This is a genomic window from Thalassobacter stenotrophicus (genome assembly GCF_001458315.1).
GTDB classification, from domain to species: domain Bacteria; phylum Pseudomonadota; class Alphaproteobacteria; order Rhodobacterales; family Rhodobacteraceae; genus Thalassobacter; species Thalassobacter stenotrophicus.
On record NZ_CYRX01000033.1, the window covers coordinates 146,851 to 165,656 of the forward strand.

The following is an 18,806-nucleotide window of genomic DNA, read 5'->3' on the forward strand; positions in this document are numbered from 1 at the left end:
GATGTCAAAGAGAGATCAATATCCCCCGCGCATCCCTACTTTCGCCACCGTGTCGGCACAATTGCAAGCGCCCCGATTGAGCTGGCGATGGCGTTAAATCCGGGCTGGCGAAAGCCGATGCCGAACATGATCTGTACAAAGTAAAAACACAGCGCCCCACCAACACAAATGATGACCGAAGGGATGATACCGTTGGTCGTAAATCCCGTGCGCTCGCTTGCGTAGCTGATGATGCCCGCGATGATGATGGTGCCGATCATTGTGGGAAACATTAGCCTAATCCCCCAGTCGCGCGCCGGATTTCAGGCCTGCGCCATTGACCCAAGATGCCGCATCCATCCGGCCTTTGCCGGCGGGCTGGACCTCTAGCAATTCAATCGCTCCGGTGCTGCAGGCCACGGTCGTCCCTTGCAGCAGGGTGCCGGGTTCGGCCGCACCTGCATCGTCCAACGCGCGCGCCCGCAACAGCTTGAGCCGCGTTTCACCCCGCATCACGAATGCACCCGGAAACGGTGACAACCCATTGATATGGCGTGCAACCTCCGCCGCAGGCCGGGTCCAATCCACTGCGGCTTCGGCCTTGTCGATTTTGTGGGCATAGGTCACGCCCGCGTCGGGCTGAACCTGCGGTTCTAGCTCTGGCAGTCGCTCCAAGGCCTCGATGATCAGCCGCGCGCCCATCGCGCTCAGCCTGTCGTGCAGCGCGCCGGTGGTTTCCCTGTCACCAATGTCTAATGCCTCACGCAGCAGGACCGGCCCAGTATCCAGCCCGGCCTCCATCTGCATGATGCAAACGCCGGTTTGCGCATCCCCCGCCATAATGCTGCGATGGATCGGCGCCGCCCCCCGCCACCGCGGCAAAAGCGAGGCGTGGATGTTCAAACACCCCCGCGCAGGCGCATCCAAAACGGCCTGTGGCAGGATCAAACCATAGGCCACAACGACCGCCACATCCGCGTTTAACGCCGCAAAAGCCGCCTGTTCTTCGCTTGATTTCAACGACGTAGGGTGGCGAACCTCAATCCCCAAGGCCTCTGCCCGCGCCTGTACCGGCGATGGGCGCAGCTTTTTGCCCCGGCCCGCTGGGCGCGGCGGCTGGGAATAGGCACACACGACCTCATGCTCAGCCGCCAAGGCTTCAAGCACCGGAACCGAAAACTCCGGCGTGCCCATGAAAACGACCCTCATTTGCGGGCCTTCTTGATCAGCATATCCCGCTTCAACTTGGACAGGTGATCGAAATACATCTTACCGTTCAGGTGGTCGATCTGGTGCTGCACGCTGGTCGCCCAAAGCCCGACAAAGTCTTGCTCCTTGCGCGCACCCGTTTCGTCCAAAAAGGCAACGGTCACGGCGCGGGGCCGCGTGATCCAAGCAAACGCACCGGGCAAATTGGGTGACGCTTCTTGGTGATCGTTGGTCTTGATGCTGGCGTGCAGAACCTCGGGGTTGGCCATGCGTATGGGGGCCGTTTGGTCGCCCGCATCCACCACCGCTAGCCGCAGCGAGATACCCAGTTGCGGTGCCGCAAGGCCCACACCAGGCATCGCATACATCGCCTCAAGCATTTCGTCCCAGATCGCGCGCGTCTCGTCGGTCACGGCCTCAACAGGGGCCGCAGGCGTGCGCAAAACCTTCGCAGGCCAAGGGACAAAGGGGCGATGCGCCATGGGGTGTTCTCCAAATAGTCCAGTCTGATCAGCCGCCGCTCGGGGCCGCAATACACGCGCCTAAGGCCGCGCCAATTCCCGTTTCAGCTTTTGCATCTTGCGGGTGATCATCTGACGCTTGAGCGGTTTGAGGTAATCGATGAACAGCTTGCCGTCCAAATGGTCGATCTCATGCTGCACACAGGTCGCCCAAAGCCCGGTAAACACCTCGCTCTTGGCGGAACCATCCACGTCCATCCACGCGACTTCCACCTCGGCAGGGCGCGTGACATCCGCATATTGATCCGGGATCGAAAGGCAGCCTTCCTCGTAAACGCTCGTCTCATCGGAGGCGGCAATCACCCGTGGGTTCAGCATCGCCAAAGGTCGGGGCGCCTCGCCCTCTTCCTTCACGCAATCCATCACGATCAGCCGCTGGCCAATCCCGATCTGCGGCGCAGCCAGGCCAATGCCTGGCGCATGATACATCGTCTCCAGCATGTCCTCGGCCAACGCGCGCAGGTCATCACCAGAATCCTCAACAGCCGCAGCAATCGCCTTCAATCGCGGGTCCGGATGGATAAGAATGGTCCGTTTTGTCATACCCTTCACGTAATCCAGACGCCCGCAAATCGCAATGCGCCGCCCCCTCCTTTGTTCCCAAAATACTCCCGCCGGAGGCGTCCCAGCGCCGCACCCCTTGCGTCCGCCCCGCATTTCTCTAGCTTCCCCGCCAAAGGAGACCTGCCCATGACCGCCCATTCCGATCTCGATCCAAGGTTCGATCCCATCATCAATCGCGTGGGCACAAGCTGCTCTAAGTGGGATGCGATGGAGAGCCTTTATGGCGTCTCCCCGCAGGATGGTCTGGCGATGTGGGTCGCGGATATGGACTTCAAACCACCCGCATGCGTCGCGGACGCGCTGGCGGCGATGCATGACCACGGCGTCTACGGCTACTACGGCGATCAAACCGCCTACAAAGAGGCGATCTGCTGGTGGATGCAAACCCGCCACAACTGGCACGTTGATCCGGCCTCCATTTTTACCACCCATGGCCTCGTGAATGGGACGGGCCTGTGCGTGGATGCTTTCACCAAACCCGGTGACGGCGTTGTCCTGATGACCCCAGTCTACCACGCCTTCGCCCGCGTGATTGAGGCCGCGGACCGCCGCGTTGTCGAATGCGAACTGGCCAATACCGATGGGCACTACAGCCTCGATATCGCCGCGTGGGATGCCCAACTCGATGGGTCCGAGACGATGCTCGTCTTCTGCTCGCCCCACAATCCTAATGGTCGCGTCTGGTCCCGGGCCGAACTGCAAGAGGTCGCCGATTTCGCCAAGCGTCACGACCTGATCCTTGTATCCGATGAAATCCATCACGACCTGATCTATCCCGGCTTCACCCACACGCCGATGTCCGCGCTGGACGGGATCTCGGACCGGTTGGTGATGATGACCGCAAGCACCAAAACCTTTAACATTGCGGGCGCGCATATTGGCAACGTCATCATCGCCGATGAAGGTCTGCGCGCACGGTTTGCAAAGCGGATGGGGGCACTGGGCCTTTCGCCAAACTCCTTCGGGATCGTCATGGCGCAGGCGGCCTACAGCCCTACAGGTGCGGCTTGGGTGGACGATCTGATGGTCTATCTTGATGGCAACCGCCAGATTTTCGATGCCGGGATCAACGCGATCCCGGGCCTGAAATCCTCCCGGCTGGAGGCGACGTACCTTTCATGGGTCGATTTCGCGGACACAGGCATGGACCGTGATGAATTCACCCGCCGCGTGCAACAGGACGCGAAAATCGCGGCCAACCACGGGCCGACATTTGGCAAGGGCGGAGAGAGTTTCTTGCGCTTCAACATCGCAACGTCCCGCGCCGTGATTGAAGACGCGGTTGAGCGGATGCAAAAGGCCTTTGCCGACCTTCAGTAGTAGGCCTTAGCGCGCGTTAAGGGTGTTCACCAGCGTCGTAAGCTGCGTGAACACCTCATTAAGCTGCACGCGCAAATCATTTACCCACGAGACATACACGGTCAGAACCGGGGCTGCATCTGGCACGGCTTGGGCCAATGATCCGGCGGTCACGTATGCGATGGCCGCGATCACGACTGCCGCCATCACAAACCCAAACCCGAACCGACGCCCGGCGCGCTGTGGCGATGCGGGCCGCCGCGTTTCGACGACAGCTGCGATGTCCTGCTCGCGTGCAACGTCATCGGGACGCAGGGTTGAGTTGATCTCTTCGATATCCGGCAACAAATCGCGCCGCTGAGCGGTGGGGTCAGCCTCTGCTTCGGCGGGCTTGCCCGGTGCAATCGTGGGGGGCTGTGGGGCCGGTGCTAAATCGGGTGCCGCATCCACTTCTGGTTCCGGCGCCCCCTCTGGGGCCAGATCAGCCTCAACCTTGGCCATGGGGGTCTCAGCCTCGGGGCGGGTCAGCCCGGCAATCTGCGCGCGTGCTTGACGACCCCGCTCAGCGGTGTCGGCGGGCATGTCCAGCGGCATTTCTTCTTGGGTCTCAAGCGCCTCAGCGGCGCGCATCCGCGCTTCGCGGGCGGCCTCTTGGCGGATGATCTCAAGCGCGCCAGCCGATGTGCCCTGACGGCGCGGTTGTGGCGGCTCGGTTGGGGCAGGGATGGGCGCAGGCACGTCCTCGGGCACTGCATCAACGGGCACCCGCGCTGCCGCAGGGGCCTGATCAACGTCATGTTTTCCGGGCTGAAACCACGTGGTCACACAGTTCGAACACTGCACGTCCCTGCCGTCCGCCGGGATCATGGCAGCGTCTACTTCGTACTGCGCCCCACAATTCGGGCAGATCAAACGCATGTGCCACTGCTCTCCAGGCGAAATGTCCTTGAACCTTATGTCTATCAACGCCTTGTCGCTTTTCCAAGCGCCTTGTCCACAGGTCCCTGCATCGCCCAAAATTCGGGAACCGGCCAAACCCGGCCCCGCGCGGGACAGGCGCATTGCGCCGCTGGCGACCCTAGGGCAGAAAGACCCCAACACGGGCGGGAGCATATCGTGATTGAGTTGCACAAGGCGGGCTATTCCTACGGTCAGGACGCGATCTTGCGGGACGTGTCGTTGCAGCTTGCGCCCGGGTCGTTCCACTTTTTGACGGGGCCAAGCGGGGCGGGCAAATCCACCCTGCTCAAGCTGTGCTACGGCGATCTTTTGGCCAATACGGGCACGGTTAAATTGCTGGGCCAAGACGCCCGCGATCTGAGCCGTGATGCGCTGGCCAAAGTGCGCCAACGCATTGGTGTGGTGCACCAAGATTGCCAGTTTTTGGATCACCTCAGCATCACGCAGAACGTGGCGCTGCCGCTTGCGGTCTCGGGCCGCGATGTTGAGGCTGAGGCCGAGAACCTTGCGCAACTTCTGGCGTGGGTCGGGCTAAGCCCGCGCGCCCATGCCCTGCCGCCCGAACTCTCGGGAGGGGAACGTCAGCGTGCCGCCTTGGCCCGCGCGATCATCATGGGGCCTGATGTGATCTTGGCGGATGAACCCACCGGCAACGTCGATTGGGAGATGTCGCAGCGCCTTCTGTCGCTATTGGTTGAGCTGAATAAGATGGGCAAAACGGTTCTCATCGCGACCCATGATTTGGGCCTGATCCGCGCGGCCAAGGCGCAAGTGTCGGCCCGGGTGTTGCGGCTTGCGGGTGGGTCGGTTCAACTGGCGGGGGCGGATCTGTGAAACAAATCTGGGCCATTTTGTCCGGTGCGCCGGATGCGGACCGTGTTGTCCCGCCCACCGGATTTACCGTTTGGTTGACGGTGTTTAGCGCGGCTGCGATGGCGTTTTTGGCGGTGTTCGCCTTGGCCTTGTCGCTGGCAGCAGAACGGCTAAGCGTGCGGTGGGGCCAAGAGTTGGCACGCACCTCAACGGTGCGCATTTCCGCCCCCTCCGCGCAGGAGGCGCTGCAAACCGCGGCCGCCCTCACCGTGCTGGAAACAACCCCCGGCGTGGCCCGCGCCCGCGCCCTGAGCGATGCCGAGCAAGAAGCGCTTTTGGCCCCATGGTTTGGGGCTGACCTGCCGCTGGATGCCCTCCCGATCCCGCGTCTGATTGAGGTGGTTGAGGCCGGCGCTGGCTATGACGCCGAAGGCTTGCGCGCGCGCCTCGCGGCAGAGGCCCCAGGCGCAATCTTGGATGATCACACCCGCTGGCGTCGCCCCTTGATCGAGGCGGCCAATCGGTTGCGCACAATCGGCTGGGTCTCGCTGCTCCTGATTATGCTGAGCATGGCGGCGATGATCACGCTTGCAGCGCAATCGGCGTTGGCAGCGAATGCGGGGGTGATCCGAACGCTGCGCCTGGTCGGGGCGCGTGACAGCTATATCGCGCGGGCATTTGTGCACCGATTCACGATGCGCGCGGCCTTGGGCGCAGGCCTCGGGACCGTGTTGGCCATGGGGGCCGTCGCGGCCTTACCAACGGCGGATGTGGCGGGCGGGTTTCTGACTGGGTTGGGGTTTTGGGGGGCAAGTTGGCTGTTGCCGCTGCTGATCCCGCCGCTCGCGGGGGGCGTAGGCTTTGCCGCCACTCGCGCCGCCGCCTTGCGCGCCCTGCGCAAAATGCCATAAGGGACGCCATGCAATTCCTTCGTTCCCTCTTGTTTAACATCCAAATGTATCTGGCGATGCCGGTCGTTGGGATCCTGTTTTTGCCATGGGCGCTGGTGTCGCGCCGGGGCGCGCACGCGGGCTGTCACGCCTATGCGGGCTACGTGATCTGGTCGGCGCGCTGGATGGTTGGCCTGCGGTGCGAGGTGCGGGGCACCCCGCCGACCCAAGGCCCCGTGATCGTGGCAGCCAAGCACCAAAGCTTTCTCGATATTCTCATGATTTATCACGCCATTCCGCGCGGTATTTTCATCATGAAGAACATCCTGAAATACGCCCCCGTCATTGGCCAGTATGGGCTACGGCTGGGCTGTATTCCGGTGAAGCGTGGGCAGCGTGGCGTGGCGATCAAAAAGATGCTGGATGACGTGGCGAGTGGCCGTCAGAGGGGCGGTCAGTTGATTATCTACCCACAAGGCACGCGGGTCGCACCGGGTGTAGTCAAGCCGTACAAAATCGGCACTGCCGCGATTTATGACCAAATGGCTCAGCCGGTGTATCCGGTTGCGGCGAATGTCGGGGTGTTCTGGCCCAAGCGCGGCGTGACCCGCAAACCGGGTGTAGCGGTCATCGACTTCCTGCCGCCGATTGAGCCGGGGCTGAGCAAACAAGATTTCATAAAACGCCTTGAGCATGATATTGAAACCGCATCGGATGCTCTTTTGGACGAGGCGGGATTTCAGCGTGACACGGGTCAACTCGATCGCAGCGCTTGAGGCGCTATACAGCCAACCGCCGGGGGCCGCATCCTTGGCAAAGGTCGCGCGGCGGCTGACACCTCTCTATCGCAAATGGATCATGGCATCGCGCTTTTGCGTGCTGACGACCGTTGGTGCGGAGGGCACGGACGGAAGCCCCCGTGGCGACGACGGCCCCGTGGTCGCCGAGCTGGACCCCGGGACGCTGTTGATGCCCGATTGGCGCGGCAACAACCGGTTGGACAGCCTGCGCAACATTGTCAGTGATGGGCGGGTGTCCTTGATGTTCATGGTGCCGGGATCGGCGACTGTTGTGCGCGTCAATGGGCGTGCGCACCTCAGCACGGATGCCGCTTTGCGCGAACGGTTTATGCAAAAAGAGCGGCAGCCCACGACGGTTATCGTGTTTGAAATAGCTGAGATTTATACCCAATGCGCTCGGGCGATTATGCGGGCGGGATTGTGGACGCAGGGCGATCAAAGTGCGGGGTTGCCGTCAGCGGGTGAGGTCCTGCATGAGATGACCGAGGGTGAGATTGACGGCGCCGCTTATGACGCGGCTTGGCCCGCGCGCGCCAAGGCGAGCATGTGGTAGACGGCCGGTTATTAGGTCAGCCTTACTGCTGTTTTGTTGCGCGTGCGCAACAATGGGTCAGTCTACGTGACTGATAATAAAGATTAATCCTGCTAATTGGCGCTTGCGCGATGGGGCCGCTCTGTGATCGATTCGTGCGCTTTTGGGTTGGGGTGGCCTAAGCGGCCAGCCCCTTGGACCCGATATCGAGGAACTTCTGCCGCCGCATCGCCACCAGTTTTTTGGGTGAAAAGCCGGAAAGCTCATCGATCATGGTGTCGATGTTTTTACCAACGGTTTCCATCATTTGCGTCCGGTTGCGTTGCGCGCCGCCTTGCAGTTCGGGGATAATCCGGTCGATGACGCCCAGCTTGTGCAGGTCTTGGGCCGTGAGGCGCAGGGCCTCGGCGGCGTCGCGCATTTTCTCGGCGTCTTTCCATAGGATCGATGCGCAGCCCTCAGGCGAGATCACGGAATAGACCGAGTGTTCCAGCATTGCGACGCGGTTGGCCGTAGCAAAGGCCACCGCTCCGCCGGAGCCGCCTTCGCCGATGACGACGGACACCAAAGGCACGCCGATTTGCAGGCATTTCTCGGTCGAGCGGGCGATGGCCTCGGACTGGCCGCGCTCCTCTGCGCCCTTGCCGGGGTATGCGCCGGGGGTGTCGATCAGGGTCACGACCGGCAGGCCAAAGCGGTCGGCCATGTCCATGAGGCGGATCGCTTTGCGGTAGCCTTCGGGGCGGGCCATGCCAAAGTTGTGGTGCAGGCGGGATTTGGTGTCAGCGCCTTTTTCGTGGCCGATCACGACGACTGCGCGATCTCCGAGCCGGGCGAGGCCGCCCATGACAGCGTCGTCTTCGGCAAAGTTCCGGTCACCTGCAAGCGGCGTGTATTCGGAGAACAGCGCCTCGATGTAGTCTTTGCAGTGGGGGCGGTTTGGGTGCCGGGCCACCTGACATTTGCGCCACGGTGTGAGGTCCTTGTAGAGGTCCTGCAACATCTGGGCTGCTTTTTTGTCGAGGGCGACGGCCTCTTTTTCGAGATCGACGTCCTCATTGGTGCGTGCCATGGCGCGCAGCTCTTCGGCTTTGCCTTCGATCTCGGCGAGAGGTTTTTCAAACTCGAGGTAGTGGTTCATGCGGCTGCCCTTTTGCTTCGCCCACATATGGGACAAGGCCGCGCGGGATGCAACGGGGGGCTGTGCTGGGAACCTGGGTGCGTGGTTGGACGCGAGGGGTCACCGGAGCGCGGGCCAGAGCCCTGTGGGCTCCGGTCCGCGCTCCGGTGCTGTGGCGGGTTAGCCCGCAATCATTTCGGATTGCTTGACGATCACTTCGGCCTGTTTGATCGAGGCGATGTCCACGAGGCGACCTTTGTAGACGGTTGCGCCTTCGCCGTTCGCCTTGGCCTGTTCCATGGCCGCGAGGATTTCACGAGCTTCGGTCACAGCGGCCTCGGAGGGGGTGAAGACCTCATTCGCGAGGGCGATTTGTTTGGGGTGGATCGCCCATTTGCCCACCATGCCCAGCGTCGCCGAGCGGCGCGCCTGTGCGCGGTAGCCATCGTCGTCTGAGAAATCGCCAAACGGGCCGTCTACGGGCAACACGCCGTTGGTGCGGCAGGCCGCGACGATGGCCGCCTGTGCCCAGTGCCATGGGTCTGACCAGTGCTGTGCACCATCCCGCAGCATGTAGTAGTTTTCTTGCGTGCCGCCGATACCGGTGGTTTGCATCCCCATGGAGGCCGCGAAATCGGCGGCGCCAAGGCTCATGGCTTGGAGGCGGGGCGAGGCGGCTGCGATGGCGTCAACGTTTGCGATGCCTGCGGCGGATTCGATAATGACCTCAAGCGCGACTTTCTTGGTGCGGCCCATCGCGGCTTCGATCGCGGTGATCAGGGCGTCGACGGCATAGATGTCTTCGGCGCAGCCCACTTTGGGGATCATGATCATGTCCAAACGCTCGGACGCCTGTTCCAGCAGGTCCACCACGTCGCGGTACCAATAGGGAGTGTCGAGCGAGTTGATCCGGACCGACACGGTTTTGGTGCCCCAATCGATTGTGTTGATCGCCTCGATGATGTTGGCGCGGGCCGTGGCCTTGTCGGAGGGTGCGACGCTGTCCTCAAGGTCCATGTTGATGACGTCTGCCGCCGATGCCGCCATTTTCGCGAACAGTTTGGTGTTGGAGCCGGGTCCGAACAGCTGGCAGCGGTTTGGACGGGCGGCGGGCGTGGGTTGCAGGCGGAAGCTCATGGCGATTCTCTTTGGGTTAGAAAGTTTCGTCTTGTTCGGTTTGAGTGTTAGGATATTGCGCGAGCGGGCGCAAGCGCTGCATTGCAGCGAAAGTGGCGCGGCGGCTAGAGCGGTTTTGAAAACACAATCTTGTCGTCGCCCTTGGCCCAATAGTCCGGAATACAAGCGACTTGGTTGTAGCCGATATGGCAATAAAACCCTCGCGTTTGGGCAAAGTCATCCGTGCCGGAGGTGTCCACGATGATCAGGCGTTGGCCCTCAGCGCGGAGCTGATCCTCCAGTGCGCGGGTGAGCGCGGCGCCGAGGCCTTGGCCCTGATACTGCGGGTGCAGCGCGAGGGCGCGCATGTTCCATGTGCCGTCCGTCAGCTCCTCAGGTTCTGCAAAGCACAGGCCGATGGCCTCGCCGTCCCGCTGACATGTCAGCCACCGCGCGGGGCTGTCGCCTGCAAGCATCGGGGCGAGCATGTCGGGCAGGATCTCACTGGGGAACAGGTGTGTTTCGTCCAGCACGCGTTGGAGCGCGGGAATATCGGCGGGCGTGGTCATTTCAAAGGTTACGGTGGTCATGGGGTTTGCCTTGAATATCCAATGAAAAACCCGCCCGGCGGTGTGCCGAGCGGGTCGCAATGTGTAGGCATAAGCGGGCGGTGCGCGCCGCAAAGCGCCCCTAGACCCCCGCCGCGATGATCGCGTCCGCAAGGATTGGCACGGTCTGGGCGTTGAGGCCCGCGATGTTCAGGCGGCTGTCGCCGACCATGTAGATCGCGTTATGCTCCCGCATGGCTTCGACCTGTTCGGGGCTCGCGCCGAGGCGTGAGAACATGCCGCGGTGCTCGGCGATAAAGCCAAACCGGTCCGAGCCAGAGCGCTCACGCAGGGCATCTGCCAGTTGTTGGCGCAGGTCCAGCATGCCAAGGCGCACGTCTTCGAGTTCCTGCATCCAGTCCGTCTTGAGCGCGTCATCGTTCAGGATGATCGACACCAGCCGCGCGCCGTGATCGGGCGGGAAGCTGAAGTTCTGACGGTTCAGGAATTGCAGGTTGGTCTGGGTGAGGCTTTGCTCGGCCGAGGACGGCGAAAGCGCCATCAGAACGCCCGTCCGCTCGCGGTAGATGCCGAAGTTCTTGGAGCAAGACGCCGCGATCAGCATTTCGGGCACTTTGGAGGCGATGAGGCGCACGCCAGCTGCATCCTGTTCCAGCCCGTCGCCAAAGCCTTGATAGGCGATGTCGATGAAGGGGATCGCGCCGCGCGCGTTCAGGAAATCGGCCACTTCGCCCCACTGCGTGAGGTTCAGGTTTGCGCCTGTTGGGTTGTGGCAGCAGCCGTGCAGCAGGACCAGATCGCCTGCCTTTACGCCCTCAAGATCAGCCATCATGCCCGCGAAATCGACTGCGCGCGTGGCGTTGTCGAAGTAGCGGTATTCGCCCATCGGCACGCCGAGGTATTTCATGATCGAGGGGTGGTTTGGCCACGTAGGGTTGGACAGCCAGACGGTCGCATCGGGCGAGGCCATTTGGATCAGCTCAAGCGCCTGACGGATCGCGCCGGTCCCGCCGGGGGTGGCGACGGCGGCGAACCGCTCGCGCGGGTAGTCCGTGCCGAGGATCAGGCCGGCCATCGCCTCAGAGAATGCGGGATCACCGGCAAGCCCGGTGTAGGCTTTGGTCTGTTCTTCATCGACGATACGCTGTTCGGCCACCTTGATGGCGCGCATCACGGGTGTCAGGCCTTGGGCGTTTTTGTAAACGCCAACGCCCAGATCCACCTTGGTGTCGCGCGGGTCGGCGCGATAGGCGGCGGCGAGGCCGAGGATCTTGTCGACGGGTTGGGCCTTTAGGTTGCTCAGCATGGGCTATTCTCCCGTTTCGATTTTCAGGTCAGGGTACATGCCCCACTCGGCCCAAGAGCCATCGTAGAGCGCATGTGCGTCATGGCCGATCTGGGCCAGCGCGAGGTTAATGACAGCCGCCGTTACGCCGGAGCCGCATGTGGTGATCACGGGTTTGGACAGGTCCACGGAAGCATCGGTAAACACCTGACGCAGGGCGGGTGTGGGCAGCATTGTGCCGTCCTCAGCCAGGAGCGAGGTGTAGGGGATGTTGCGCGATCCGGGGATGTGGCCTGCGCGCAGACCGGCGCGCGGCTCAGGCGCTTCGCCCCGGAAACGTGCGGGCGCGCGGGCGTCCAGAATTTCGTGTGTGCCCAGTTTGGAGGCTTGGGCGACTTGGGTGACATCCTTCAACAGATGCGCCTGACGGGACACGGTCATGTGTCGGTCGCGCATCATGGGGGGCATGTCCTCGGTGGGGCGGCCCTCGGCCTGCCATTTGGCAAAGCCACCGTCCAGCACGGCCACGTCCTGCTTGCCCATCAGTTTGAACAGCCACCACAGGCGTGCGGCGGAAAACAGGCCCGCGCCGTCATAAACGACGACTTGGTGTCCATCTCCCACGCCCCATTTGCGCATGCGAGACATGAACTTTTCAACCGGTGGGGCGGTGTGTGGGATTGCGCTGCGCAGGTCCGAGACTTCGTCAATCGGGACAAACCGTGCGCCGGGAATGTGGGCGGCGTCGTATTCCGCCTTTGGGTCGCGGCCTGCGTCGGGCAGGTACCAGCTCATGTCCAGAACACGCAGGTCCGGGTCGTTGAGATGGGCCTCAAGCCAGTCGGTGGATACGAGGATGCGGGGATCGTCAGCCATTGCCATCGCCTCTTTACGTCGGGGACCTTCCTACGCCGGGCTTGGCCCCCGTGCAAGGGCTCTGCAAGGGCCGTTCAAAAGCGGTGCGGACTAGCCGCGTTCGCGCAACAGGCGGGCTTTTTGACGGTTCCAATCGCGCTTGGCAGAGGTCTCACGCTTGTCGTGATTTTTCTTACCCTTTGCGATGCCGATTTTGAGTTTCACCCGACCCGTGTGGTTGAAATACATAACCAGCGGCACGAGGGTATAGCCCTCTCGCTGGGTGGCGTTCCACAGTTTGGCCAGTTCCTTGCGCGACACCAGAAGTTTGCGGCGGCGGCGTTCTTCGTGGGGGAACATGCGGGCCTGCGGGTAGGGTGCGATATAGCTGTTCACAAGCCACAACTCGCCCTCATCCACCGAGGCATAGCTTTCGGCGACATTTGCCCCGCCTTCGCGTAGCGATTTGACCTCAGACCCCTGAAGGACGATGCCGCATTCGATGTCGTCCTCGATGGCATAGTCGTAGCGCGCGCGCCGGTTCTCGGCGACGACTTTGTAGTTCTTTTCCTCGGGGGTCTTGGGTTTGGCCATAACGGGGATGTATGCGCGCGGCTCTGGGATGTCTAGCCAGAGAGCCTGCGTGACAGCGTGATATGTGCGATTGCCAGTGTCGCCGCGAGGCCGCTGGCCAGCCCCAGCGCCTCAATCCCGAAGCGAGCGATGACCACGCCGCCCATGCCCGAGCCGATGGCGGCACCAGCATAGACTGCGGCGGCATTGAGCGACAAAAGCACCGGGGCCGTTTCAGGGGATAGCGTCACAAGGCGGGTTTGTTGCGGCGCCATAAAGGACCAGCCACAGACCGACCAAAGTGCGACCAGCACCACAAACACCGGAAGCGGCAGGGGCAGCAGGCTGAACGGGACCATCAGCGCGGCCTGCGCACAGGACAAGACCAGCAAGGTGCGGGCGGGTCCAAGCCGCATGCTCATCCGGCCGCCCATCCAGTTGCCAACAACAGCGCCGACGCCAAAGACGATCAACGATGCGGTTACCATGTTCCGCTCAAAGCCCATTTTGGCCTCTAGGAGGGGGGTGAAATAGGTATAAAGCGTATAGATCGCGCCAAGGAACGTCGCCGTGAATAGCACCGCAATCATAGCACGGGTGTCGCGCAGGGTTCGGCCCAGATCGCCAAGGCGCACGGGTTGGAACGACAGGCCAGCGGGGACGCGGAGCCACAAAAGCGCGAGCATCGGCAGGCCTAATGCCGTGACTGTCCAGAACGCCGCGCGCCAGCCGAACGTATAGGCGATGAAGCTGCCTGCCGGTACGCCGATGACCTGCGCCATGGTCATGCCAAAGAACACGCCGGCCAAGGCTTTGGCGCGGGCTTGGGGCGGGGCAAGGGCCGCCACGACTGCCGCTGTGATGGGCGTTGTGATGCCTGCCCCAGCTGCGGCCATCACACGGCTGGCCAGCAACAGTGTTTCATTTGGGGCGAGGGCGGCGATCAGGTTCGACAGTGTGAACAGGGCAAGCCCCGCAACCAATACGCGCCGCCGCCCGATCCCGCCTGTTAACGTCACCAACAGGGGCGACAGAACCGCATAAGATATCGCGTAGACGGTCAGCAGGAGGCCCGCCTCACCGGGGGTGAGGCCTAGGTCACTGGCCAATGGCATCAGCCCGCCGATCACGACAAAGGCGCCCATGCCGATGATGAAATTGGTGGCTGACAACAGCGGGATCAGCCCCTTGGGAATACCCGCTGCTGTGCCTGTCATGGAGGGCTGGCTCAGTTCAGCAGTCCCGCGTGACGCAGGCCCGCGCGCAGTTTTTCGCGGGTGGGTTCGGTCACGGGCAGAAGGGGCAGGCGCAGTTCGCCGTCGATCAGGCCCAACTCTTCGAGCGCGGCCTTGGCACCGGCCAGACCCGGCTCGGTGAAGATCGCGTCATGCAGGGGCATCAGCCGGTCCTGAAGCGTGAGCGCGGTTGCGTAATCACCCTTGAGGCAGGCCTCTTGCAGTTGGCTGCACAGTTTGGGTGCGACGTTCGCGGTGACCGAGATACAGCCCGTGCCGCCTTGGGCGTTAAAGCCGTGTGCGGTTGCGTCCTCGCCCGACAGCTGGATGAAATCCGGGCCGCAGGTCTGGCGCTGGGCGCAAACACGGGCCAGATCGCCGGTCGCGTCCTTGACCCCGATGATGTTGGGGTTCTTGGCCAAGTGGCCCATGGTTTCGGGCGTCATATCCACGACGGAACGGCCGGGGATGTTGTAGATGATGATCGGAATGCCGATTGCGGCCAGCGCCTCGAAGTGGGCGATCAGACCGGCTTGGGTCGGCTTGTTGTAGTAGGGTGTCACCACAAGGGCGGCGGTCGCGCCGACGTCATGGGCGTGGCGGACCATCTCATAGGCTTCGGCCGTGTTGTTGGAACCTGCGCCCGCGACAACTGGAATGCGCCCTGCGGCGGCGGTGACCACAGCCTCTACCACTGCGTAGTGCTCTTCGTGGCTGAGCGTAGGGCTTTCGCCAGTGGTGCCAACGGGGACGAGCCCGTGCGAGCCTTCGGCGATGTGCCATTCGACCAGCTTCTTGAGCGTATCGAAGTCCACTGCGCCGTCTTTAAACGGCGTGATCAGGGCAGGCATGGAACCTTTGAGCATGATACGCTTCCTTTGATGAGGTGTGGTCGTGTGTGAATCGCGCGGAAACTAGCCGCGATGTGGGTCTTTAACAAGTTCGCTATTTGGCTTCCGGTGCGCGGGGCCTTAGCTATGTCGAAACAAGCGCGAATGCGGAGTGGTACAGGCGATGATTTTACGGGCTTTTCTGGGCGCAGTGATGGTTTGCGCGTCTGTTGCCGGGGCTGCGGCGGACGCAAATTTGCGCGTGGCGATGGATGCGGTGCGCGCACAGGATTGGGATGCGGCGCGGGCGGCACAGTCGCGGATCACTGACCCCGCGGGGCGTGACGTCGTGAGCTGGTCGCTTCTGCGGGCGCGGCAGGGCAGCTTTGCGCAGGCGCAGGATTTTTTGGCGCGCAACGGTGATTGGCCGGGCCTGCCGTTGCTGCGCGCGCGGGTCGAGGCCGCGATTGCCCCCGACGCAAACCCTGATCGGGTGTTGCGATATTTTGCGCCCCGACCGCCCAGCACCGCCCAAGGTGCGCTGCGGTTTTCCGAGGCTTTGACGCGGCTCGGGGAGCGTGACGCCGCGCGGGCCGTGTTGATCCGGTATTGGCGCAATGAACCCATGGGGCCAGAGGACCACGCCCTGTTCATCATGGAGCACGGCGCAACGCTGGCCGCCCACCATCAGGTGCGGTTGGACAATCTGGCATGGGCCGGTGCGCAAGAGGCAGGCGCGTTGATGCTGCCGCTGGTGCCGGACGCGCAGGCCGCGTTGGCGCGCGCGCGGTTGGCTTTGCGCGCGGATCAAAACGGTGTGGATGCGTTGATCAATGCGGTGCCTGCGTCGCTGCGTGATGATCCCGGGCTTGCCTATGAACGGTTCCGTTGGCGTCTACGCAAGGGCCGTTTGGATGCCGCGATGGACCTGTTGTTTGGGGCCAGCCGTAGCGCAAAAACCTTGGGGCGCCCTGAGGTATGGGCCCAGCACCGAGAGCGCCTTGCGCGGCGATTGATGCAGGACGGGCGTGACCGCGATGCCTACCGCGTGGCGTCCGAGCATCGGATGACGGATGTGTCTGAGGTGGCGATGGCCGAATGGCTTGCGGGCTATATCGCCCTGCGCAAGCTGAACGACGCCCCCCGCGCCGTGCAACATTTTGAGCGGTTCACGGCCGCCGTGGGCACCCCCATCAGTTTTGGCCGCGGTGGCTATTGGCTGGGTCGCGCGCAGGAGGCTGCGGGCAACCCAGAAGCCGCAGCGCAGGCCTATGCCTTTGGTGCACGGTTCCAAACCAGTTTCTATGGCCAGTTGGCGGCGGAACGCGCGGGGCTGGCCCCCGACCCGCTGCTAACGGGGCAAGAGGCGTTTGAGGATTACCGCACCGCGTCTTTTGCTGACAGCTCCGTCCTGCGCGCGGCACTGGTGTTGCGCGATGCGGGTCAAGATGTCCTTGCAGAGCGGTTTTTCACCCACCTCACCGAAAGCCTGCCGCGCCGCGAAGTGGGCCAGTTGATTGAGCTGGTCCTAGAGCTGGAGGAGCCGCATATCGCGATCATGATCGGCAAACGCGCGGCCCAAGCAGGTGTGGAATTGCACCGGGGCTACTATGCCGTGTTGCCAAAGTTGGTGGCCATGGATGGCCCTGTTGCGCCCGAATTGTCCCTGTCGATTGCGCGCCGCGAAAGCGAATTTGACCCCGTCGTGGTGTCGCCCGCAGGGGCACGTGGGTTGATGCAATTGATGCCCGGCACCGCAAAAGAAATGGCGCAAGACTTGGGAGAGGCCCATTCGCTGAGCCGTTTGCTGAGCGATCCAGTCTATAACGCGCGCCTCGGCACCGCCTATCTGGCGGAGCTTCAGCGCGAGTTTGGCGCGAATGTTGTGCTGGTGTCCGCGGCGTATAACGCAGGGCCCACACGGGCGCGCCGCTGGGTCAAGGAGTTGGGGCACCCCGGTGATCCTTCGGTTGATGTGGTCGATTGGATCGAGCACGTGCCGTTTACCGAGACGCGTAACTACATCATGCGCGTCTCCGAAAGCCTTGCGATTTATCGCGCGCGGCTGTCGGGGCAAACCGCGCCGCTGGGGTTGGGGGCTGCGCTTACGGCGCGCTGACCCGTTCGCGCCACAGGGTGAACAGGCCCGCGCCAATCACCACTGCGGCACCGATGACCAGCGGCCACGATAGGCTTTCGCCAAAGATCGTAAGTGCGATTGCTGAGGCAAAAACCAGTTGCAGATAGGCAAAGGGTTGCACGGCGCTTGCCTCGGCAAAGGCGTAGGTTTTGATCAGCGTGTAGTGGCCTATGGCGGCGGTGACGCACAGGATGCACATCCAGACCCAGTCCGAGCTGCTTATCGGTTCCCAGAACCAGATGCCGATGGTGGTGGTAAAGACCGCGCCCACCGTGCCGGTCCAAAAGAACGAGGTGGCCGCACTGTCTTTGCGGGCGGCCAACCGGGTCAGCAGGTTATAGAGCGCGAACATCAGGGCTGCGAGCAGTGGGATCAGAGCGAGTGGTGAGAACACTTTTACCCCCGGTTGCAAGATGATGACCACGCCGACAAAGCCGATCCCGATCGCGGCCCAGCGGCGCCAGCCGACGGCCTCGCCCAAGACGGGGCCAGAAAGGGCCGCAACCAGCAGCGGATAGGCCGTGAAAATCACGTGGCTTTCCACAAGGCCCAAAAGGGTGAACGCGGTAATCATCACACAAATCTCAGAAGCGAGCAAAAAGCCCCGCACGGTTTGTAGCACCGGCTGTTGGGTGGCTGCGGCGGCGCGGATGCTGCCTGCCTGACGCTTGGCGATAGAGATCACAAAGGCCGCAAAGAACCAGTAGCGGATCATCACAATCATCAGAACGTTGTATTCGCCCGCAAGGTACCGGGAAATCCCGTCTTGAGCGGCAAAGATGATGGTCGTGATGACCATCAGTCCGATGCCTTTTTGGGTGTCGGTCATGGTTTGGTTCCGCGGGTCATGTGGCGTTTGCGGCCAAAGCCCTCGGTGCGGGTGATGTCAAAGCCTGCCGCCTCTAGGGATTGGCGCACGTGACCTGCGGCGGTGTAGGTCGCACATGTGCCTTGTGGCGCGGTATGTGCGCCGACTTGGGCCATGAGGTCCGGTTCCCACAGCTCGGGATTTTTGGCGGGGGAAAACCCATCCAAAAACCATGCGTCCGCCGCGCCTGACCATAGGGGCAGCATGGTGCGCGCGTCGCCCTTCCACAGGGTCAGGGTGATGGGGCCGAAATTGGCGCGGCTCAGGGGCCACGCTTTGACCAATTGCTCGGCCAAGGGGGCCAGTTCTGGAAACGCCAAAAGCGCTTGGGCCATGTCGCGGGTATCCAGCGGAAAGGCCTCAAAGCTGGTGAAATGGATCTGCCCGCCGTTGGTTTTGTAGTTGTCTGAGGTGATCCAAGCCTGCCACAGCGTTAGAAACGATAACCCGGTGCCAAAGCCCAGCTCGGCCACTTGGAACCCGTCGCGCAGGCGCGCGGGCAGACCGTTGCCGTCCAAGAACACATGCCGGGTCTCGGCCAAGCCCCCTTCGAGCGAAAAGTAAGGGTCATCAAAGCGATCGGACACTGGGGTTCCGTTTTCGCGCCAGCTGAGGGGGTTTTCGTTGGTCATATCGTCCTGTAGGCCC

General features: G+C 62.5%; 21 protein-coding genes. 6 read left to right on the top strand and 15 right to left on the bottom strand.

Features of this window, described 5'->3' with window-relative positions; all coding sequences use genetic code 11:
* Positions 1-35: 35 nt before the first annotated feature.
* From THS5294_RS15265 to def (THS5294_RS15280), 4 genes are read right to left on the bottom strand one after another with little or no spacing between them, the layout of a single operon-like run.
* Positions 36-272 (bottom strand): hypothetical protein, encoded by a 237-nt coding sequence (locus THS5294_RS15265; RefSeq protein WP_058124422.1) that lies wholly within the window; start codon positions 270-272, stop codon positions 36-38.
* Positions 273-276: 4 nt separating this feature from the next.
* Positions 277-1,188 (bottom strand): methionyl-tRNA formyltransferase, encoded by a 912-nt coding sequence (gene fmt / locus THS5294_RS15270; RefSeq protein WP_058124423.1) that lies wholly within the window; start codon positions 1,186-1,188, stop codon positions 277-279.
* Positions 1,185-1,670 carry a peptide deformylase gene (gene def, locus THS5294_RS15275; RefSeq protein WP_058124424.1) on the bottom strand — a complete coding sequence of 162 codons (486 nt, stop codon included), beginning with the start codon at positions 1,668-1,670 and terminating at the stop codon, positions 1,185-1,187. The genes fmt and def (THS5294_RS15275) overlap by 4 nt, the downstream gene beginning before the upstream one ends.
* A gap of 60 nt (positions 1,671-1,730) precedes the next feature.
* Complete coding sequence (gene def / locus THS5294_RS15280) at positions 1,731-2,252, bottom strand: peptide deformylase (protein ID WP_170863213.1); 522 nt, start codon at positions 2,250-2,252, stop codon at positions 1,731-1,733.
* Between the two features lie 147 nt (positions 2,253-2,399).
* Between def (THS5294_RS15280) and THS5294_RS15285 the strand changes: the two genes are divergently transcribed.
* Complete coding sequence (locus THS5294_RS15285) at positions 2,400-3,593, top strand: MalY/PatB family protein (protein ID WP_058124425.1); 1,194 nt, start codon at positions 2,400-2,402, stop codon at positions 3,591-3,593.
* A gap of 6 nt (positions 3,594-3,599) precedes the next feature.
* On the opposite strand, the gene THS5294_RS15290 is transcribed toward THS5294_RS15285, so the two are convergent.
* Positions 3,600-4,490 carry a zinc-ribbon domain-containing protein gene (locus THS5294_RS15290; RefSeq protein WP_058124426.1) on the bottom strand — a complete coding sequence of 297 codons (891 nt, stop codon included), beginning with the start codon at positions 4,488-4,490 and terminating at the stop codon, positions 3,600-3,602.
* A 198-nt stretch (positions 4,491-4,688) separates the two neighbouring features.
* Between THS5294_RS15290 and THS5294_RS15295 the strand changes: the two genes are divergently transcribed.
* From THS5294_RS15295 to THS5294_RS15310, 4 genes are read left to right on the top strand one after another with little or no spacing between them, the layout of a single operon-like run.
* The gene (locus THS5294_RS15295) at positions 4,689-5,366 is read left to right on the top strand and encodes a cell division ATP-binding protein FtsE (RefSeq protein WP_058124427.1); all 678 of its coding nucleotides are present in this window, start codon (positions 4,689-4,691) and stop codon (positions 5,364-5,366) included.
* The gene (locus THS5294_RS15300) at positions 5,363-6,256 is read left to right on the top strand and encodes a cell division protein FtsX (protein ID WP_058124428.1); all 894 of its coding nucleotides are present in this window, start codon (positions 5,363-5,365) and stop codon (positions 6,254-6,256) included. The genes THS5294_RS15295 and THS5294_RS15300 overlap by 4 nt, the downstream gene beginning before the upstream one ends.
* A gap of 8 nt (positions 6,257-6,264) precedes the next feature.
* Positions 6,265-7,011 (top strand): lysophospholipid acyltransferase family protein, encoded by a 747-nt coding sequence (locus tag THS5294_RS15305; protein ID WP_058124429.1) that lies wholly within the window; start codon positions 6,265-6,267, stop codon positions 7,009-7,011.
* Positions 6,980-7,588, top strand: coding sequence for a pyridoxamine 5'-phosphate oxidase family protein (locus tag THS5294_RS15310; protein WP_233486500.1), 609 nt, complete (start codon positions 6,980-6,982; stop codon positions 7,586-7,588). The genes THS5294_RS15305 and THS5294_RS15310 overlap by 32 nt, the downstream gene beginning before the upstream one ends.
* Positions 7,589-7,745: 157 nt before the next feature.
* Here THS5294_RS15310 and THS5294_RS15315 read toward each other — a convergent pair whose 3' ends face one another.
* The 8 genes from THS5294_RS15315 to dapA form a co-directional block, all read right to left on the bottom strand.
* The gene (locus THS5294_RS15315; RefSeq protein ID WP_038004265.1) at positions 7,746-8,708 is read right to left on the bottom strand and encodes an acetyl-CoA carboxylase carboxyltransferase subunit alpha; all 963 of its coding nucleotides are present in this window, start codon (positions 8,706-8,708) and stop codon (positions 7,746-7,748) included.
* 159 nt (positions 8,709-8,867) lie between these two features.
* Positions 8,868-9,824, bottom strand: a complete 957-nt coding sequence (locus THS5294_RS15320) for an L-malyl-CoA/beta-methylmalyl-CoA lyase (RefSeq protein WP_038004269.1) — start codon at positions 9,822-9,824, stop codon at positions 8,868-8,870.
* A gap of 104 nt (positions 9,825-9,928) precedes the next feature.
* Positions 9,929-10,393 (bottom strand): GNAT family N-acetyltransferase, encoded by a 465-nt coding sequence (locus THS5294_RS15325; RefSeq protein ID WP_058124431.1) that lies wholly within the window; start codon positions 10,391-10,393, stop codon positions 9,929-9,931.
* 100 nt (positions 10,394-10,493) lie between these two features.
* Positions 10,494-11,678 (bottom strand): amino acid aminotransferase, encoded by a 1,185-nt coding sequence (locus THS5294_RS15330; RefSeq protein ID WP_058124432.1) that lies wholly within the window; start codon positions 11,676-11,678, stop codon positions 10,494-10,496.
* Between the two features lie 3 nt (positions 11,679-11,681).
* Complete coding sequence (gene sseA, locus THS5294_RS15335) at positions 11,682-12,533, bottom strand: 3-mercaptopyruvate sulfurtransferase (protein ID WP_058124780.1); 852 nt, start codon at positions 12,531-12,533, stop codon at positions 11,682-11,684.
* Between the two features lie 90 nt (positions 12,534-12,623).
* Positions 12,624-13,106 carry an SsrA-binding protein SmpB gene (smpB, locus tag THS5294_RS15340; RefSeq protein ID WP_038004274.1) on the bottom strand — a complete coding sequence of 161 codons (483 nt, stop codon included), beginning with the start codon at positions 13,104-13,106 and terminating at the stop codon, positions 12,624-12,626.
* 32 nt (positions 13,107-13,138) lie between these two features.
* Positions 13,139-14,302, bottom strand: coding sequence for an MFS transporter (locus THS5294_RS15345; protein WP_058124433.1), 1,164 nt, complete (start codon positions 14,300-14,302; stop codon positions 13,139-13,141).
* 11 nt (positions 14,303-14,313) lie between these two features.
* Complete coding sequence (dapA, locus tag THS5294_RS15350; protein WP_038004277.1) at positions 14,314-15,186, bottom strand: 4-hydroxy-tetrahydrodipicolinate synthase; 873 nt, start codon at positions 15,184-15,186, stop codon at positions 14,314-14,316.
* A 148-nt stretch (positions 15,187-15,334) separates the two neighbouring features.
* On the opposite strand from dapA, the gene THS5294_RS15355 reads away from it, so the two are divergent.
* A complete protein-coding gene (locus THS5294_RS15355; protein ID WP_058124434.1) occupies positions 15,335-17,269 on the top strand; it encodes a lytic transglycosylase domain-containing protein in 1,935 nt (644 codons plus the stop codon).
* On the opposite strand, the gene THS5294_RS15360 is transcribed toward THS5294_RS15355, so the two are convergent.
* On the bottom strand, positions 17,256-18,119 hold the full coding sequence (locus THS5294_RS15360) for a DMT family transporter (RefSeq protein ID WP_058124435.1): 864 nt from the start codon (positions 18,117-18,119) through the stop codon (positions 17,256-17,258). The genes THS5294_RS15355 and THS5294_RS15360 overlap by 14 nt on opposite strands.
* Entirely contained in the window at positions 18,116-18,790 is a 675-nt protein-coding gene (gene mnmC2 / locus THS5294_RS15365; protein WP_058124436.1) for a tRNA (5-methylaminomethyl-2-thiouridine)(34)-methyltransferase MnmC2, read from the bottom strand. Before mnmC2 ends, THS5294_RS15360 begins: the two co-directional genes overlap by 4 nt.
* Positions 18,791-18,806: the final 16 nt, after the last annotated feature.

Excerpts from the sequence above, each read along its gene's own strand:
- THS5294_RS15265 (WP_058124422.1), bottom strand. The coding sequence starts at position 272 with ATGTTTCCCACAATGATCGGCACCATCATCATCGCGGGCATCATCAGC.
- fmt (WP_058124423.1), bottom strand. The coding sequence starts at position 1,188 with ATGAGGGTCGTTTTCATGGGCACGCCGGAGTTTTCGGTTCCGGTGCTT.
- def (WP_058124424.1), bottom strand. The coding sequence starts at position 1,670 with ATGGCGCATCGCCCCTTTGTCCCTTGGCCTGCGAAGGTTTTGCGCACG.
- def (WP_170863213.1), bottom strand. The coding sequence starts at position 2,252 with ATGACAAAACGGACCATTCTTATCCATCCGGACCCGCGATTGAAGGCG.
- THS5294_RS15285 (WP_058124425.1), top strand. The coding sequence starts at position 2,400 with ATGACCGCCCATTCCGATCTCGATCCAAGGTTCGATCCCATCATCAAT.
- THS5294_RS15290 (WP_058124426.1), bottom strand. The coding sequence starts at position 4,490 with ATGCGTTTGATCTGCCCGAATTGTGGGGCGCAGTACGAAGTAGACGCT.
- THS5294_RS15305 (WP_058124429.1), top strand. The coding sequence starts at position 6,265 with ATGCAATTCCTTCGTTCCCTCTTGTTTAACATCCAAATGTATCTGGCG.
- THS5294_RS15315 (WP_038004265.1), bottom strand. The coding sequence starts at position 8,708 with ATGAACCACTACCTCGAGTTTGAAAAACCTCTCGCCGAGATCGAAGGC.
- THS5294_RS15320 (WP_038004269.1), bottom strand. The coding sequence starts at position 9,824 with ATGAGCTTCCGCCTGCAACCCACGCCCGCCGCCCGTCCAAACCGCTGC.
- THS5294_RS15325 (WP_058124431.1), bottom strand. The coding sequence starts at position 10,393 with ATGACCACCGTAACCTTTGAAATGACCACGCCCGCCGATATTCCCGCG.
- THS5294_RS15330 (WP_058124432.1), bottom strand. The coding sequence starts at position 11,678 with ATGCTGAGCAACCTAAAGGCCCAACCCGTCGACAAGATCCTCGGCCTC.
- sseA (WP_058124780.1), bottom strand. The coding sequence starts at position 12,533 with ATGGCTGACGATCCCCGCATCCTCGTATCCACCGACTGGCTTGAGGCC.
- smpB (WP_038004274.1), bottom strand. The coding sequence starts at position 13,106 with ATGGCCAAACCCAAGACCCCCGAGGAAAAGAACTACAAAGTCGTCGCC.
- THS5294_RS15345 (WP_058124433.1), bottom strand. The coding sequence starts at position 14,302 with ATGACAGGCACAGCAGCGGGTATTCCCAAGGGGCTGATCCCGCTGTTG.
- dapA (WP_038004277.1), bottom strand. The coding sequence starts at position 15,186 with ATGCTCAAAGGTTCCATGCCTGCCCTGATCACGCCGTTTAAAGACGGC.
- THS5294_RS15355 (WP_058124434.1), top strand. The coding sequence starts at position 15,335 with ATGATTTTACGGGCTTTTCTGGGCGCAGTGATGGTTTGCGCGTCTGTT.
- THS5294_RS15360 (WP_058124435.1), bottom strand. The coding sequence starts at position 18,119 with ATGACCGACACCCAAAAAGGCATCGGACTGATGGTCATCACGACCATC.
- mnmC2 (WP_058124436.1), bottom strand. The coding sequence starts at position 18,790 with ATGACCAACGAAAACCCCCTCAGCTGGCGCGAAAACGGAACCCCAGTG.